Origin of the sequence: Candidatus Clostridium eludens, assembly GCF_045310515.1 — a bacterium.
Classification (GTDB): Bacteria; Bacillota; Clostridia; order Clostridiales; family Clostridiaceae; genus Clostridium_B; species Clostridium_B eludens.
Genome location: NZ_JBJHZX010000021.1, coordinates 14016 through 31155 on the forward strand (window position 1 = coordinate 14016; position 17140 = coordinate 31155).

The 17140-nt window shown below is 31.8% G+C and carries 12 protein-coding genes; 9 read left to right on the forward strand and 3 right to left on the reverse strand.

What is annotated here, in order from left to right:
- Positions 1 to 13 precede the first annotated feature (13 nt).
- The 4 genes from ACJDU8_RS14315 to ACJDU8_RS14330 all read left to right on the forward strand — a co-directional run bounded on the left by ACJDU8_RS14315 (position 14) and on the right by ACJDU8_RS14330 (position 6050).
- Positions 14 to 700, forward strand: a complete 687-nt coding sequence (locus tag ACJDU8_RS14315) for a response regulator transcription factor (RefSeq protein ID WP_406792830.1) — start codon at positions 14 to 16, stop codon at positions 698 to 700.
- Positions 701 to 1216: 516 nt separating this feature from the next.
- On the forward strand, positions 1217 to 2479 hold the full coding sequence (locus tag ACJDU8_RS14320) for a glycosyltransferase family 4 protein (RefSeq protein ID WP_406792831.1): 1263 nt from the start codon (positions 1217 to 1219) through the stop codon (positions 2477 to 2479).
- Between the two features lie 14 nt (positions 2480 to 2493).
- On the forward strand, positions 2494 to 4938 hold the full coding sequence (locus tag ACJDU8_RS14325; RefSeq protein ID WP_406792832.1) for a sugar phosphate nucleotidyltransferase: 2445 nt from the start codon (positions 2494 to 2496) through the stop codon (positions 4936 to 4938).
- Positions 4939 to 5279: 341 nt separating this feature from the next.
- Complete coding sequence (locus ACJDU8_RS14330) at positions 5280 to 6050, forward strand: alpha/beta hydrolase family protein (protein WP_406792833.1); 771 nt, start codon at positions 5280 to 5282, stop codon at positions 6048 to 6050.
- Positions 6051 to 6138: 88 nt separating this feature from the next.
- On the opposite strand, the gene ACJDU8_RS14335 is transcribed toward ACJDU8_RS14330, so the two are convergent.
- The 3 genes from ACJDU8_RS14335 to ACJDU8_RS14345 all read right to left on the reverse strand — a co-directional run bounded on the left by ACJDU8_RS14335 (position 6139) and on the right by ACJDU8_RS14345 (position 9719).
- Positions 6139 to 7263: a DegT/DnrJ/EryC1/StrS family aminotransferase gene (locus ACJDU8_RS14335; protein ID WP_406792834.1), complete on the reverse strand. Its 1125-nt coding sequence runs from the start codon at positions 7261 to 7263 to the stop codon at positions 6139 to 6141.
- 3 nt (positions 7264 to 7266) lie between these two features.
- Positions 7267 to 8442 carry a DegT/DnrJ/EryC1/StrS family aminotransferase gene (locus tag ACJDU8_RS14340; RefSeq protein WP_406792835.1) on the reverse strand — a complete coding sequence of 392 codons (1176 nt, stop codon included), beginning with the start codon at positions 8440 to 8442 and terminating at the stop codon, positions 7267 to 7269.
- 74 nt (positions 8443 to 8516) lie between these two features.
- On the reverse strand, positions 8517 to 9719 hold the full coding sequence (locus ACJDU8_RS14345) for a MerR family transcriptional regulator (protein ID WP_406792836.1): 1203 nt from the start codon (positions 9717 to 9719) through the stop codon (positions 8517 to 8519).
- Positions 9720 to 10141: 422 nt separating this feature from the next.
- Between ACJDU8_RS14345 and ACJDU8_RS14350 the strand changes: the two genes are divergently transcribed.
- The 5 genes from ACJDU8_RS14350 to ACJDU8_RS14370 all read left to right on the forward strand — a co-directional run bounded on the left by ACJDU8_RS14350 (position 10142) and on the right by ACJDU8_RS14370 (position 16876).
- The gene (locus tag ACJDU8_RS14350; protein ID WP_406792837.1) at positions 10142 to 11797 is read left to right on the forward strand and encodes a glutamine--tRNA ligase/YqeY domain fusion protein; all 1656 of its coding nucleotides are present in this window, start codon (positions 10142 to 10144) and stop codon (positions 11795 to 11797) included.
- A 34-nt stretch (positions 11798 to 11831) separates the two neighbouring features.
- Positions 11832 to 12263 carry a type II 3-dehydroquinate dehydratase gene (gene aroQ / locus ACJDU8_RS14355; RefSeq protein WP_406792838.1) on the forward strand — a complete coding sequence of 144 codons (432 nt, stop codon included), beginning with the start codon at positions 11832 to 11834 and terminating at the stop codon, positions 12261 to 12263.
- Between the two features lie 164 nt (positions 12264 to 12427).
- The gene (locus ACJDU8_RS14360) at positions 12428 to 13297 is read left to right on the forward strand and encodes a polysaccharide deacetylase family protein (protein WP_406792839.1); all 870 of its coding nucleotides are present in this window, start codon (positions 12428 to 12430) and stop codon (positions 13295 to 13297) included.
- A 187-nt stretch (positions 13298 to 13484) separates the two neighbouring features.
- Entirely contained in the window at positions 13485 to 15329 is a 1845-nt protein-coding gene (gene asnB / locus ACJDU8_RS14365) for an asparagine synthase (glutamine-hydrolyzing) (protein WP_406792840.1), read from the forward strand.
- 170 nt (positions 15330 to 15499) lie between these two features.
- Positions 15500 to 16876, forward strand: coding sequence for an ATP-binding protein (locus tag ACJDU8_RS14370; protein WP_406792841.1), 1377 nt, complete (start codon positions 15500 to 15502; stop codon positions 16874 to 16876).
- Positions 16877 to 17140 lie beyond the last annotated feature (264 nt).

The following is a 17140-nucleotide window of genomic DNA, read 5'->3' on the forward strand; positions in this document are numbered from 1 at the left end:
AGATGTGAATACAATGAAACAAATTCTAATTATTGAAGATGACAATAATATTGCCAATTTGGAGAAAGATTATCTAAAACTTAATGGATATAAAGTGGATATATGTGAAGATGGAGAGTTAGGATTAAAAAAGGCTCTTTTAGGTACATATGACATAATAATAGTGGACTTAATGCTTCCTAAAAAAAGCGGATACGAAATAGTGACAAAGGTCAGAGAAAAGCTTGAGATTCCTATAATAATCGTATCTGCAAAGAATGAAGATATAGATAAAATTAGAGGACTTGGTTTTGGAGCAGATGATTATATGACAAAACCTTTTAGTCCGGCGGAATTGGTGGCACGAGTCAAATCTCATATGATAAGATATGAGAGGTTATCAGGTAAAAAGACTATGCTTGAGATTATAACTTATAAAAGTTTAGAGATTAAAACAGATTCTCACAAAGTTTACATACGGGGAAAAGAAATAATATTAACCACTAAGGAATATGAACTTTTATTATTTCTGGCTTCAAATCCTAACATAGTTTTTACAAAAGAACAATTATTTAATTCTATATGGGGTGAAGAATACTGTGGAGATACAGCTACTGTAGCTGTACATATACAAAAACTAAGAAAAAAAATAGAGAAAGATCCCGGTAATCCAGAATATATTGAGACCATTTGGGGAACTGGCTATAGATTTAATTCGTAAACTTTAGAAAGATGAAAGTAAAGTTTTGTGCATTAAGACTTTACTTTCATCTTAATTTTTATCCGATCGCTACCATTGCTAACACCCCCATCTTCTGTCAAAGTGGGGGATAAGCACTGCTACGCGCCTGGATAAGTTCTTCTAAGGTTCAGCTGGAGAGAGTCATCCTTATAAGTAAACTCCATCTGAACCTAAGAATCACTTGATTTTTAGGTATATTGACAATGTTGAAAAATGTATTAATTTGACGAACGAAAATTAAAGGATATTATGCTCTTATGTGGAAAAACATATATAAGCTATATGTTACTTTATTTAGAGGAGGTGAAGTTAAGAAAAAGAAATTATAAATTATGTGTATTGGTTAATTATGCATGTTCAGAATATTCTTGTATCTTTTCCGAAATGACTCTATTCATTAACTTATGTTACGATTTTTAGTATAGATTAAGCTTTTCCTTAAGCAACCTCGTGAAAATTTTGCAAATAAGATTTTACTAAGAAAAGAGTGATATAATGAAAATTTTAATGATTTCCTGGGAATACCCACCTAAAACTATAGGCGGATTGTCAAATCACATATATTATTTATCCCGTGCGCTCTATAAAAAAGGGCATGAAATTCATGTAATTACTTGTGAAGAAGGAACAGCACCTGTTGATGAAAATGATAATGGAGTTTTTGTCCATAGAGTTACACCCTACTCTATAGATACTCAAGATTTTACTAAGTGGGTAATGCAGCTTAACTTTGCCATGGTAGAAAGAGCTGTTAGATTGATAAATCAATCTGGGAGATTTGATTTAATACACGCCCATGACTGGCTGGCTGCTTTTAGTGCAAAGACATTGAAGTGGTCCTTCAAAATACCTATGGTATGTACCATACATGCCACAGAATATGGAAGGAATGGTGGTATAAGTACTGTAACTCAAAGATATATCTCATCTACTGAGTGGATGCTTACCTATGAATCATGGAAAGTAGTTGCATGCAGTAATTATATGAAGAACCAGATAAATAAAATATTTTCAACTCCAGAGGAAAAGATATGGGTTATTTCAAATGGAATTGATGTGGAAAAGTTTCAATTTAATTTTGATTGGATGAAATTTAGAAGAAAGTATGCTTTAGATAATGAAAAAATAATTTTTTGTATAGGAAGACATGTTTTTGAGAAAGGAATACATCTTCTTATAGAGGCGGCCCCTAATATTATAAGCAGGTACAATGATTGTAAATTTATAATAGCAGGTACAGGTCCAATGACAGAGGAATTAAGAGATAAAGTTAAATATTTTGGATTAGAAAATAAGTTTTTATTTACAGGGTATATGGATGAAGTGGAAAAGAATAAGCTATATAGAGTTTCAAATGCAGCAGTGTTTCCATCTCTTTATGAACCTTTTGGTATTGTAGCTCTTGAGGCAATGGCGTCGGCATGTCCTGTAGTTGTTTCTGATACAGGTGGATTGAGTGAAATTGTAGAGCATAGGAAAAATGGACTTAAATGTATAAATGGAAATACTAATAGCATAGCAGATAACATAATTGAGCTTCTATATGACAATGAACTTGCAGAATATATTAGGTATAATGAAAAAAATACTGTGAGGGACAGATTTACCTGGACTAAAATAGCAGATTATACTTTAAAAATGTATAATCAAGTTTTGGAAGAGGCAAGTGGCACGGAGTGGAGAAAGATAGAAAGTAAAAATAGCAATTTGGATGTTAGAATTAAGGAGAAAAAATATTTAAATATAAAAAATAAATAAAGGGTGTGATGTTTATGAAAGCTATAATAATGGCAGGAGGAGAGGGAACTAGATTAAGGCCCCTAACCTGTAACATACCTAAACCCATGATGCCTGTTATAGGAAAACCTATAATGGAATATATTTTAGAACTACTTAGAGCTACTGGAATAAAGGATATTGGGGCTACCCTGCAATATTTACCGGATGAAATAATAAACTATTTTGGAGATGGTAAAGAGTTTGGAGTAAACATTAGTTATTTTATAGAAGAAACCCCCTTGGGTACCGCAGGAAGTGTTAAGAATGCAGAAGCATTTTTAAATGATACTTTTATTGTTATAAGTGGCGATGCCCTTACTGATATAGATTTATCTGAGGCAATTGCTTATCATAAAAAAAAGGGAGCAGTGGCCACCCTAGTACTTAAAGAGGAACCTGTACCCTTGGAATATGGTGTAGTGATCACAGATGACAATGGCAAAGTTACTGGCTTTCTGGAAAAGCCAGGCTGGGGAGAAGTATTTAGTGATAAGGTAAATACAGGAATATATATTTTAGAGCCCGAAATATTTAAATATTATAATAAAAATGAAAAATTTGATTTTAGCAACGATTTATTTCCAATACTTCTTAGAGAAAAAGCACCTATGTTTGGATATGTGACAAATGCATACTGGTGTGATATAGGAAATATTGACCAATATATGAGATGTAATTTTGATATATTAAAGGGGTTAGCCAATGTAACTATAAATGCACAAAAATACAGTGAGGATATATGGATAGGAGAAGACTGTCAGATAAGTTCCAAAGCTAAAATTTTAAAACCAGTGTATATAGGAAGCGGCAGCAAAATATACACTGGTGCCCAAATTGGTCCATATACAGTTTTAGGAAAAAATAATATCATATCTTCTGATGCTACTATGAAAAGAGGTATACTTTTTAATAATTGTTATATAGGAGATAAGGTCCAGATAAGAGGTGCCGTTCTTTGTAACAAAGTTCAAGTGGAATATCAATGCTCTATATTTGAAGAAGCTGCTGTGGGAAATGACACTATTATAAAGGAGAAAGCAACAGTAAAACCTGGTGTAAAGATATGGCCAAATAAAATAATAGAGAACAGCACTGTAGTAAGTTCCAATATCATATGGAAGGAGAAAGTTTCCAAGTCCATTTTTGGTAAACATGGTATTAGTGGTGAGATAAATATAGATATAACCCCGGAATTTGTATCAAAGCTTGGCTCTGCCTATGGATCCATTTTAAAGGCAGATTCTAAAGTTGCCATAGCTTGCAGTGACAACGGAGCTGCGCAGATGTTTAAATATTCTCTAGCTACGGGTTTGCTGTCTATGGGTATGGAAGTGCTGGATCTAAAAAAAATGCCCAGGGCGTTTATAAGACAGTCCATTCTTTTCTTTGGGGCACAGGCAGGTATTTATGTATCTGTGAACGAAAATTCGGGTGAAAAGGTTACCATAATATTTATGGACAAGAATGGATTAAACATAGACAGGAATATGGAGAGAAAGATAGAAAGTAGCTTTATAAGGGAGGACTTTAGGAGAGTTAAAACGGATAATTTTAAACATCTAGATCATATTTATAATTGTCTTGAGTACTATATAAGGCAGCTTATAAATGGACTTTCTATAGAAAATATAAAAAATCAAAAATATAAAGTGGTTTTGAGTATAAATAATGCTATGATACTTGAAATAATGAATGAAATTTTTAAGGAACTTAAAATAGAGGTGAAATTACACTATGAATTCAATGATATTGATACTTTAGTAAAGAAAGTTATGGAGGAGAGTGCAAATTTAGGGATACAAATAGATGATGAATGCGAAGTGCCAATTATTGTAGATGAAAAGGGAAATGTAATAAAGGATAATTTATATGAAGCATTAAATGCACTGGTTATGATAAAATCTCATAATTTAAAAACTCTAGTAGTTCCAGTTACAGCTTCTTCCACCCTAGAAAGAGTAGCTGAAATGTGTGGGTGTAAATTTATAAGAACTAAAACATCTCACAAATGTATATTAGAAGTTTACTTGAAAAATATACAGAATATAAGCAAAAGAGAAATGATTAGAGCATATCTTATGACTTTAGATGCAGTAAGTGGGTGTGTTATGACTATTAATTTTATGGCAAATTGCAATAGGGGCCTTTCGCAGATAATTTCAAGTATACCTCAATATTATGCTTCAAAGAAAGAGGTAGAGTGTCCTTGGAACATGAAAGGTAGACTAATGAGAAATTTGATAGAGGAAAGTAATTCAAAATCCATAGATTTAATTGAAGGTGTAAAACTTAATTTTGAAGATGGTTGGACTCTTGTTTTACCAGATGCCGACGAGCCTTTATGTAAAGTATATACAGAGTGCACAGACTACAAAAAACTTAATAAGCTAACCCAGGATATTTTAGCTAAAATTACAACCATAACTAAAGGATATTGATTGCCATCAAACAACCTGGCTACAGTATTAATTTCACATGAAATAAAATTATTTAGTGAATTTTATGAACTATCTAACCCTACCTATTAAAACCAGTATTGGCTCAATAAGTTTTCTTACTTTTGTGGAAGTATACATGCATAGAAGTACAGTGAGGATTATAGGTGGGTTAGATTGTTCAGTAGACCTAGAAATTAAAGTTTTAAAATTTGATAACATATGTGGAATTTATTGTGTTAAAGATTGATAAATATGCCTAAAGTATTGTAAAATGTACTATATAATATAGGAACTATTTAAACTAATAAAATATTACTAAAGTTGTGAGATGGGGGATTTATGTGGTTGATAATTTTGAAATAAGAGATGAACAAAGTAGAAATATAAGGGGAATTATAAATAGACCTGATATATCAGGGAAAGTTCCCTGCATAATTTTCTGCCATGGGTTTATGGGAAATAAGTTAGGTCATAATTTTATGTTTGTGAAAATAGCTAGAACCTTGGAAAAACTTAATATAGCTTCCATTAGATTTGATTTTATGGGAAGTGGAGAAAGTGACGGGGATTTTAAAGATGTTACCATATCCTCAGAGGTTCAAGATTGTGAAAAAGTATTACAATTTGCTAATTCTCTTGATTATATTGACAAGGACAATATAAATATTTTAGGGTTTAGTATGGGTGCTGCAATTGCTGTAATAATTGCATCTACTTATTCGCACATAATCAAAAATTCTATACTTATGAGTGCAGGTTTTAACATGTATGACATATTTATTTCTGAAGCCACAGGAGATAAATTATATGAATTTTTGGAAAAGGGATACATAAACTTTGAAAATAACATACTTAGTGAAAAAGCTATAGAAGATGCATTTAATTATAGGGTTTTTGATTATTTAAAAGGAATGAGGGGAAATACACTTATAGTTCACGGTACGGAAGACAAATCAGTATACCCTTTATATGCAAAAAAAATTCATGAATTACTTGGAAGTAAATCTAAACTGAAATTTATTAAGGGTTCAGATCACTGCTATTCCAGTCCAGAATATTATGAGGAATTAATTAAAGCGATAGTAGAATTTGTAATGGAACATATACTGTGAAAATTTAACATACAGGTTCTGCTTGAATAGTTAAGAGTTACGGAAGAAAATAATCCATAACTCTTAACTCATAACTTTTAACTAAATTTTATTTTCTATAAAATTCTTTTATAGTACTGCATACAAAATCAACCTCATCTTCTGTTATTTCAGGATATATAGGCAGTGCCAGTATTTCCTTGCATATTTTTTCAGATACAGGGAAATCCCCCTTTTTGTGTCCCAGGTAATTAAAACATTTCTGAAGATGGAGAGGAATAGGATAGTATATGCTATACCCAATTCCCTTTTCTTTTAAATATGAAGCAAGTTCATCTCGTTTTTCTGTAAGTATGTTAAATACATAATATACTGGTTTTTGATTACCTTTTATTTTAGGGATTTTTAGATAGGGCAAGTCCTTGAGCCTATCTTTATACCAGGTGGAAACAATATTACGTCTATTTATAGATTCATTAATATATTTTAATTTAACTGATAATAGGGCAGCTTGAATTGTATCAAGTCTTGAGTTATAGCCTATGTAATCATAATGATATTTTTTAGAAGCACCGTGAACTCGGAACATTTTTATCATATCTGCTAAATGGGAATTGTTTGTTATTATCATACCACCATCCCCATATCCGCCTAATGTTTTAGTAGGAAAAAAAGAAAATACACCCACATCTCCAAGGGTACCTGAATGTTTACAGGCAGCATTGTTATCTCCATTCCAATACATGCCGAAGGCTTCCGCCGCATCCTCCAATACACTTAAATTATTTTTTGAAGCTAAATCCATTATTTTATCCATATTTGACATTTGACAAAATAAGTGTATAGGAAGTATACCTTTTGTATTTGAATTTATTTTTTCTTCAATTTTATTTACATTCATGTTAAAGGTGTCTTCATCTATATCTACAAAAACAGGTTTTGCATTATGTTTAACCAGGCAAGAAGTAGAAGCAAGAAAAGTAAAAGGTGAAGTTATTACCTCTTTACCATTTTTAAAACCCAGTACATCTGAGGATATAACTAAAGCGTCTGTTCCGGAAGCCACTGCAATGGCATGTTTGGCCCCGGTGTACTTTTCTATGGCTCTTTCAAGATTAGAAACTTCTTCTCCTAGTATAAAATTACCTTTTTCTAAAACATTTTTTATAGCATTATTAAATTCATCTTTTTTTTCATGGTATTCTCTTTGGGGAGTATAAAAATCAACTTTCATTTGTTACCTCACTTTCTCCACTGCTTTTATAAGTTCTCTTGCTACATATTCAGCATCTTCCGGTAAAAGAGTTGAATAAAGCGGTAGTGTTATTTCGTTGGCATATTGAGCATATGCATTTGGATAATCATTTATAGAGTATCCAAGAGATTTATACAGAGTGAACATAGGAAGAGGTATAAAGTGAACATTAACTGCAATGTCTTTTTGGGAAAGTATTTTTATAACTTCATCCCTCTGGGTTTCTTCTAGTCCTTTAATTCTAAGTGGATATAGGTGATAAGAAGTTTCTGATGTCTTATCTTCTTCAAAAGGAATTATGGCCCATTCTTTCTGTGATAATATATTTGAGTACAGATCAAATATAGCTCTGCGTTTTTCAAGCATACTAGGATATCTGGTAAGCTGAACCAACCCTAGAGCAGAACTTATATCTGTCATATTACATTTATATCCTGCTGTTACTATGTCATATTTCCAGGAACCTGCTTTCATTTTCGACATAGCATCCTTTGATTGACCGTTAAGGGAATTTAATTTTAAATCTTTTAATAAATTTTCTTTTCCAAATAAGTTGTTATTATTAAATGTTATTGCACCACCCTCTGCTGTAGTTAAATTTTTCACAGCATGAAAAGAAAATACATGGGCATCTAGCTGTCCTCCTACTTTTTTACCTTTATATGAAGCACCAAGGGCGTGGGCAGAGTCTGATACAAGCAATATATCTTCACGATTTTTAAGTTTTAGAACCTGTCTTATGGCATCATAGTCTACAGGTACTCCTGCAAAGTCCACAGAAAAAATAGCTTTTGTATTTGGCGTAATTGCATCACTTAATTTATCTATGTCTATAGAAAAACTATTTTTTTTCACATCTACCATAATTGGTTTTATTCCCCTTTGAAGAGACGTAGTTGCAGTAGATGTATAAGTATAAGGAGTGGTTATTACATCGTCTCCTTTTTTTATGTCAAATACCTTTAGTAATAGTTCCATACCGGCAGTTGCACTTGCAACTGCTGCAGCATAGTTTGTATCACAGTAACTTGCTAGTTTTTCTTCAAATTCAGCAGTTTTTGGTCCGGAAGTTATCCATCCTGATTTTAGAACTTCTGATACAGCATCAATTTCAGCTTGAGTAATATCAGGTGGAGAAAACGGAATTTTTTTACTCATAAATATCAAATCCTTTCTTTATTGGTTTAACAAGAACAATGGACAGAAGAGCAATCCAGTGCATAAAGTGGGGTTTACTGTTTTGTTCCTTGAAAAAAACCTGTGTCTTTTGTTATATAAATATATCCATTTTTATTTATCTCAGACTTTAAAAAATCTTTGAGATAATGGATTTTGTTTTCATCAAACACATTTTGAGTGTTCCCTGGCATGGAGAATATATAGTCCATAAGAGGTTCCACAGCTGTTAATTTTAAATTATCGTTATATCGTTTTAGTTCTACATCTTTAAACCACATGGAGATTTTATCTAATCCATTTTCAAGTTGAAAGCTTTCTGTAAGATTCCAGCTGTCTGTAGTTATACTTTGCAAATTGGATCTTCTAACAATTTCTCGCATTTCCTTCATGTGATTTTTTCCAACTGTAGAAGCGTAGAAATATCCTTTAGGTTTTAAAATCCTATGAATTTCTGAAAAAGATTTATCTATATTAGTAACATGGTAGAGCATATGGTTTGCGATTACCACATCAAAACTATTGTCTTTATAAGGAATATGCTGAGCATCTACAATGTTAAACTTAAATCTCTTCAAATTTAAGGTGAGATTCTTTTTAGTATCCTCCAGCATTCCTGGAGAAAAATCAGTGAGAGTTATATCCCAGCCCTTTGGAGTTTTGCTTAGGTTTTTTTGCCAAAGCCTTCCATCTCCGCAGCCTAATTCTAATATGGAAACCTTATCCGGCAGGTTTAGATGATTAAAAAACCAATTCATCCAACCTTGTTTATTAGTACTAAAGAGTTCGTGAATTTTTATTCTGGCCCTTAAATTAGAGGCATTCTCATACTGTTCCATCCATTTCTGATCTGTGTTTATTATATTTATTATATTTATAAATTTATTCCAATTCAGTTCTTTTTCGTTGTCTATCATGTGCGCAGCTTCTTCTATGGATTTAATTACAGCTTCTATGTGATATATTTTCTCTTTCATTATTTTTTTTTGTATTTCAAGAGATTTTTTTAAATCTCTATGATTTACGTCATAGTTCATTATTTTTGATATGTCTTCTAATGAAAGTCCTATGAATTTAAGAGTAAGTATTTTTTGCAGCTTACTGAAGTCTTCAAAGTTGTACAGTCTGTGGCCAGATTTACTATAAGAACAAGGTTTTAAAAGTCCTATTTTGTCATAATATCTTAGAGTTCTTAAAGTAACCCCTGATTTTTCAGCAAATTTACCAATGGTGACTAGATCAGATTTTCGTGTGCACATATAATATCACCTCTACCTAAATTATTGTACCACATGACGTAAGGTAAGGTGCAATAGATTTTCATAAAGTATATTTTATTAGGAAAAATTTAATTATAAATAATAAAAATAAGTAATAAAATAGTTGCAATATAAATAAGATGGCTTATTATTGAATATAAACATTTTATATGGTAATATCATATAAAAGTAATGGAAATTTTATATGATAATGTTGTAAATAGTATTATTTTTTAAATAAAGAGTTATAATTTAATTAATGAAATTTTTAGTATAGTGTATTTTGCTAAAAGAAGGATAAGATTTATAGCCTATGGCTGTTTTAAAGGGGCATTTGTTTATTCAAAATGCCTTTTATTGTGTGGGTATTGAGTGAAATTGTTTTAATACAAAAAATAAGTTTTAGAAAAGGAAGGTTATCTATGGGAGAAAATAATAGTTCATCAAATTTTATTAAAAATATAGTTATAGACGATTTAAAATCGGGAGAATACAAGGAGGTAATAACAAGATTTCCCCCAGAGCCTAATGGATATTTACATATAGGTCATGCAAAATCCATAGTTTTAAATTTTAGTCTGGCAGACGAATTTAAAGGAAAAACTAATTTAAGATTTGACGATACTAATCCGTCAAAAGAGGATGTGGAGTATGTAGAATCCATAAAAGAAGATGTAAAATGGCTTGGATATGATTGGGAAAATTTGTGTTTTGCTTCTAGCTATTTTGAACAAATGTATGAATATGCAATTTTATTGATAAAGAAGGGAAAGGCATATGTATGTGATTTAACTCCGGATGAAATAAGACAATATAGGGGTACTTTAACAAAACCGGGAAAGGAAAGCCTTTATAGGAGCAGAACTGTAGAGGAAAATCTTCAATTATTTAATAGTATGAAAAATGGGGAATTTAAAGATGGAGAAAAAGTTTTAAGAGCTAAAATTGATATGGCATCTCCCAATATAAATATGAGAGATCCTGTGTTATACCGTATAGCCCATGCACATCATCACAATACAGGAGATAGGTGGTGCATATATCCTATGTATGACTTTGCACATCCTCTAGAAGATGCTATTGAAGGAATTACCCATTCTATTTGTACACTTGAATTTGAAGATCATCGACCTCTTTATGATTGGATAATACAAGAGTGTGAAACGGAAAGTAGGCCTAAACAAATAGAATTTGCCAGGTTAAATATAACAAATACAGTTATGAGCAAGAGAAAACTTAAAAAACTTGTGGATGAGAATTTTGTGGATGGATGGGATGATCCGCGTATGCCTACTATAGCAGGTTTAAGGAGAAGAGGTTTTACGCCAGAATCTATCAGGAATTTTTGTAGGGCAATAGGGGTGGCTAAAGCTAGCAGTGTAGTTGACTCACAGATGTTGGATTATTTTTTAAGAGATGATCTGGAAAAGAAGGCACCTAGAACCATGGCTATTTTAAATCCACTGAAGATTGTAATAACCAATTATCCAGAGGGAAAAACAGAAACTTTTAAAATTGAAAACAATCCCGATGATCCTGAGGCAGGGGTTAGAGAAGTACCTTTTTCAAGAGAAATATATATTGAACAGGAAGATTTTATGGAGAACCCTCCTAAAAAATACTACAGATTGTTTTTGGGAAATGAAGTAAGATTAAAAAGTGCCTACTTTATAAAATGTGACGAAGTAATTAAAGATGAAGATGGAAATATAATAGAACTTCACTGTACCTATGATCCTGCATCAAAAGGAGGAAACAGTCCAGATGGAAGAAAAGTAAGGGGGACACTTCACTGGATAAATGTAAATACTGCAGTTCCAGCGGAAATTAGGCTCTATGAACCTTTAATATTAGACCAGGAAAAAGAGGGTGAGGAGGATTCGTTTTTAGAACATGTTAATCCAAATTCCTTAAAAATTTTACAGGGATTTGTAGAACCTAATATGAAATATATAAAATCTAATGAAAAATTTCAGTTTTTTAGGCATGGATACTTTAATTTGGACTGCAAATGTAGTAAAAATGACAAGTTGGTATTTAATAGAATAGTGTCTCTTAAAAGTTCTTTTAAGATATAAGATAATAAATAATTTATCAGGTTGGGGGATATATATGAATATATTAGTTATAAATGGTCCTAATTTAGATTTTCTTGGAATAAGAGAAAAAAATATATATGGAAATGAAAATTATGAAGATTTATGTGAATTTATTAATAATAAAGCCAAAGATTTAGAATTAAATGTAGAAGTAGTCCAGAGCAATATAGAAGGACAGATAGTGGAATACATTCATGAAGCTTATTTTAAAAAATATGATGGGATAATAATAAACCCTGCCGCGTATACTCATTATAGCATTGCTATATATGATGCATTGAAAGCAGTAAATATACCTACTATAGAGGTACATCTAAGTAATATAAACTCCAGAGAAGATTACAGAAAAAAGTCTGTTACTGCAGCGGCCTGTGTAGGACAGATAGCGGGATTTGGATTCTTAAGTTATGCTCTAGCATTAGAGGCTTTAAAGTATAATAAATAAGTTTTTGTTCATCAAGTGATTATTGCTTTAGGTGAAGTTTGTTCACAAAAAATAATTATTCATCATAATACTAAAATGGATAATTATTTTTTATGACTAAAGTTGATATTTACCATTTTATAGAATAAAGTATATTGTAAAATGTCATTTGGGAGATGAATTTTATGAATAAGTATGAGGATAGAATCAGGAAAAATAAAATTATAAGAAGAAGAAATAGAGTAGTTATGGTGGCCTTTCTTGTAATTGTTTTTTCCTGGGCATTTTTTATAGGCACTAAACTTGCATCAAGGAAAACCTCTCTTTTAAGTAGTTCAAATATAGTAGGAGAAGGTAAAAGTACCAAACAGAATTCAGAAGTAGCAAAAGATACATTACATAAAAGATTTACTACATCTCAACCACCTGGAGAATATAAGCCTTGGAAAGTTAAAAGAAAAGATGGTAAAAAAGTGGCTTATCTAACTTTTGATGATGGTCCATCACCTAATAATACCCCACAAGTACTTAAAATATTAAAAGAAAATGATATAAAGGCTACTTTTTTTTTAATTGGCAAAAATGCTGGGGCAAATAAAGATTTAGTAAAACAGGAAGTGAAAGAGGGACATGTGGTAGCCAATCACACTTATAGTCATAAGTTAGGTTATAGAGAAGACCCCTCTGCATTTGTAGATGATGTAAATAGATGTGACTTAATACTTAAAGCAATACTAGGAAGAGATTATAATTTAAAACTTTTAAGATTTCCAGGAGGCTCTTTTAATACAGCTTCCTTAAATATGGAGCCATTTAAAAAGGCTATTACGGAAGAAGGATATCATTATGTAGATTGGAATGACTGGATTGGGGATGCTAGTGGTAATGATCTGCCTGTATGGAACTTAATGAATGAACTGAAAAAGTATACTACTAATGATACTGTAGTTATCTTAATGCATGATGCTGCAGCTAAGACTACTACTGTACGAGCTCTTCCTGAGGTAATACAATATTTAAAATCCAATGGATATACTTTTGAAACTTTAAATTAAGATAAGAATCAAGTGGTTCCGATGAAATAATTTATTAGTTTATGAATTACTTAGTGGTATATGTGCATAAATTTATTAATTTATGCACATATATATTTTTAAATCATAAATTGTAATTAGGTATCTAAAATGAATGATGAAGGATGCCTTAACTTTAATTAATAAATTATTTGGAGGTAACTTCTCTATGTGTGGAATTGCAGGATGGATTAATTTAAAAGAAGATATTTCTAAAAATAGGGATATAATTCTAAATATGACAAATACATTAAAGAAAAGAGGGCCTGATGATCAGGGATATTATTTTTCTAAGAATGTCCTTCTAGGTCACAGGAGACTTGTAGTTGTAGATCCTTCTGGCGGTGCCCAACCCATGTCCAAAAGTGCAAATGGCAAGAAATATATAATTGTATATAATGGGGAACTTTATAACACTGAAGATTTAAGAAAATTGCTTATAGAACAAGAATATTCTTTTAACTCTTATTCTGATACAGAAGTACTTCTTACCAGTTATATGCACTGGGGAACAGACTGTGTGAAACATATAAATGGCATATATGCTTTTGCAATATGGGATGAAAGTGAAAATATTTTATTTATGGCAAGAGATCCGCTGGGAGTAAAACCTTTGTTTTATGCAATAAGAAACAATTCTCTTATATTTGGTTCAGAAATTAAAACACTTTTGGCTCACCCTTTTGTTGAACCCATAGTAGATAGAGAAGGGCTAACAGAAGTATTTGCTTTGGGACCTGCCAGATCTTTAGGAGGAGGCGTGTTCAAGGATGTACATGAAATTCCCCCAGCTAATTATGCCATATATACAAGAGATGGTTTCAAATTAAAAGAATATTGGAAGCCAGAGTGTAGGGTTCATAATGAGGATACAGAAACTACAGCAGAACATGTAAAAAGCCTTTTGGTAGATGCTATAAAAAGACAGCTTGTAGCAGATGTTCCTATTTGTACATTTCTTTCAGGAGGGCTTGATTCCAGTGCTATATCTGCGGTGGCGGCTTCGGAATTTAGAAAACAGGGAAAAACTTTAAATACCTACTCCATTGACTATGAAGACAATGATAAGTATTTTAAAGCAAATGATTTTGAACCTACACCAGACAGAATATGGGCCTTAAAGATGTCGGATTATATAAAGAGTAATCATCATGGAATTATAAATACCAGCAGCAATTTAGCAGATGCGCTATATAATTCTGTAAAAGCAAGTGATTTACCTGGAATGGCAGATATTGATTCATCTTTATATCTTTTCTGCAGAGAAATAAGAAAAGATAACACTGTAGCACTGTCAGGTGAATGTGCAGATGAAATATTTGGGGGATACCCATGGTATAGGAGACCTGAGGATATTAATGCCGATACTTTTCCGTGGTCTAAATCTGTAAACTCCAGAAAGGAAATTTTATCACATGAACTGAAGTCTCTTAATTTGGAGGAATACTTGAAGGCACAGTATGAAGGAACTATAAAACAGGTTCCGCATTTAGATGGAGAATCAAAATCAGAATATCGTATGAGAGAATTATTTTATCTGAATATCAAATGGTTTATGATTACTTTGTTAAATAGAAAAGACAGAATGAGCATGTCAAATAGCCTTGAAGTCAGGGTGCCTTTTGCAGATTATAGATTGGTAGAATATGCTTTTAATATACCTTCTGAAATCAAGTTTTATAAGGGCAGAGAAAAAGGACTGCTAAGGAAGGCCCTAAAGGGAATACTTCCTGAAGATATTGTTGAGAGGAAAAAAAGTCCTTATCCTAAAACCCATAATCCGGAATATACTAAAAGGGTCCAGAAATGGATGAGAGATATAATGAATGATAAAACTTCTCCTATTCTCAATCTTATAGATAAAAAAGCAGTGAAAACTTTAATAGAAACGGGTGGTTCCTCTTTTAAGGCGCCATGGTTTGGACAGCTTATGAGGGGGCCTCAGCTGCTTGCTTATTTGATCCAGGTTAATGAGTGGCTTAAGGAATATAAGGTTAAAATAGAACTTTCTTAGAAATCCAATGAGAGATCTGTATTACTAAAAATATGCCTCTAGGTGAAAAATACACCTTCAGGTCTATTTTTTTGGAGAATTTTTTCATACTTTTTATGCTTATTGTGTTAAAATAGATTATACATTGTAAGCTTTGATAGGAGAATTATACATAATTTAGGGGGCTTTTTATGAAAAATATACATTTTGAAGTTGGCTATGAAATAAAATATGCAGAATTAAGTTTGGATTCAATATCTATTTACAGGGAATTGCTTCAGGATAAGGTGATACTAAGTTTAAAAAAATTTCTTGAATTTATCTGTGAGGGTAAAATTAGCATAGGATCCATTACAAATCTATATAATGAATTCTTTTTTGTACTAGCACATAAAGGATATTCTTCTTTGGAAGATTACATTATAGATGAGATAATTTTTAATGAAAATCCATTTTCAAAAGGAGCTGAAAATAAAAGCTTTAATGATTGTGAAGATTTAATTAAAAGTGCTGCAGTAAATGATATGGAAAAATTTAGGTGTATAGCCAGATTAAATTGTTCTAGTATAAAAGAGAAACTATTAAATTATTTTGAAAATAATGGATTTAAAGAAATAATAGAAAAACTTCCAGAATGGAAACTGGGAAGAAGCTTTAGGGAGAAAAATTATCCACCTCATATAAGAGAACTAAAAGAAAAATTTTATTCCAGCAATAATTGGAGTGAGTGTATCGGAGATTTGGAAAAATTCCACGAAAATTATGGGTGTGGTATGTTTGTTCGCTATAGGGCATTTGTTTGGGAACACATTGATGGAAAGGGATGTTTTAAAGGTATTGAAAATCCAGATCCTATTGAACTCTCAGATCTCATTGGTTATAAAACAGAACGTTCCATAATAATAGAAAATACAATTCAATTTTTAAAAGGATTTTCAGCAAATAATGTATTAATTCATGGAGACAGGGGAACGGGTAAATCATCTACGGTAAAGGCCATACTTAATAAATACTATACAGAAGGATTAAGAATGGTTGAGCTTCCCAAGGTGTATCTGAAGGATTTTTCAGATATAATAAGAACTTTAAAAAACAGAACTCAAAAATTTATTATATTTGTAGATGATTTGGTATTTGAAGATAATGAAGCAAGTTATACTGCTCTTAAATCAATACTTGAAGGGGGACTTGAAAATAAATCCTCTAATGTATTAATATATGCTACGTCAAATAGAAGACATCTTGTTAAGGAGTATTTCAATGAAAGAGGAGTATTCCCATCTCCTAATTTTGGTGAAGAAATTCATGGAGGTGACAGTGTACAGGAAAAACTTTCTCTAGCAGATAGATTTGGCATAAATGTGGTATTTGTATCCCCGGATAAAATTAAATATTTGGAGATTGTAGAAGGTATAGCTAAAAAGAGAAATTTAAAAATTGATAAGGAAACATTACATAAAGAGGCACTTAAATGGGAAAGGTGGTATAATGGACGTTCAGCAAGAACTGCAAGGCAATTTGTAGATTGGATAGAAGGTCACCAAGTTGTAGAAGAACATAAATCTTAGTTGAGATATATTGCTTGCTCTATTTCATATACCTAAAAAACTCAGGAATGAATTTGAAATTCCTGAGTTTCTTAAATATAATTGATGTTTTGTTATCCGATCGCTACCATTGCTAACCCCCCATCGCACTCTGTGAAAGCGATTCACACAAAATTAAAAATTTTGGTTCTCTGCTTTTCTATCAAAGTAGGGGATAAGCACTGCTGCGCGCCTGGATAAGTTCTTCTAAGGTTCAGCCGGAGAAAAGCAGTTCTCATAAGCAAA

Coding starts and splice junctions, on each gene's coding strand:
- ACJDU8_RS14340 (WP_406792835.1), bottom strand. CDS start 8,442: ATGAGTAAAAAAATTCCGTTTTCTCCACCTGATATTACTCAAGCTGAA.
- ACJDU8_RS14335 (WP_406792834.1), bottom strand. CDS start 7,263: ATGAAAGTTGATTTTTATACTCCCCAAAGAGAATACCATGAAAAAAAA.
- ACJDU8_RS14360 (WP_406792839.1), top strand. CDS start 12,428: ATGAATAAGTATGAGGATAGAATCAGGAAAAATAAAATTATAAGAAGA.
- asnB (WP_406792840.1), top strand. CDS start 13,485: ATGTGTGGAATTGCAGGATGGATTAATTTAAAAGAAGATATTTCTAAA.
- ACJDU8_RS14370 (WP_406792841.1), top strand. CDS start 15,500: ATGAAAAATATACATTTTGAAGTTGGCTATGAAATAAAATATGCAGAA.
- ACJDU8_RS14350 (WP_406792837.1), top strand. CDS start 10,142: ATGGGAGAAAATAATAGTTCATCAAATTTTATTAAAAATATAGTTATA.
- ACJDU8_RS14315 (WP_406792830.1), top strand. CDS start 14: ATGAAACAAATTCTAATTATTGAAGATGACAATAATATTGCCAATTTG.
- ACJDU8_RS14320 (WP_406792831.1), top strand. CDS start 1,217: ATGAAAATTTTAATGATTTCCTGGGAATACCCACCTAAAACTATAGGC.
- ACJDU8_RS14345 (WP_406792836.1), bottom strand. CDS start 9,719: ATGTGCACACGAAAATCTGATCTAGTCACCATTGGTAAATTTGCTGAA.
- ACJDU8_RS14325 (WP_406792832.1), top strand. CDS start 2,494: ATGAAAGCTATAATAATGGCAGGAGGAGAGGGAACTAGATTAAGGCCC.
- aroQ (WP_406792838.1), top strand. CDS start 11,832: ATGAATATATTAGTTATAAATGGTCCTAATTTAGATTTTCTTGGAATA.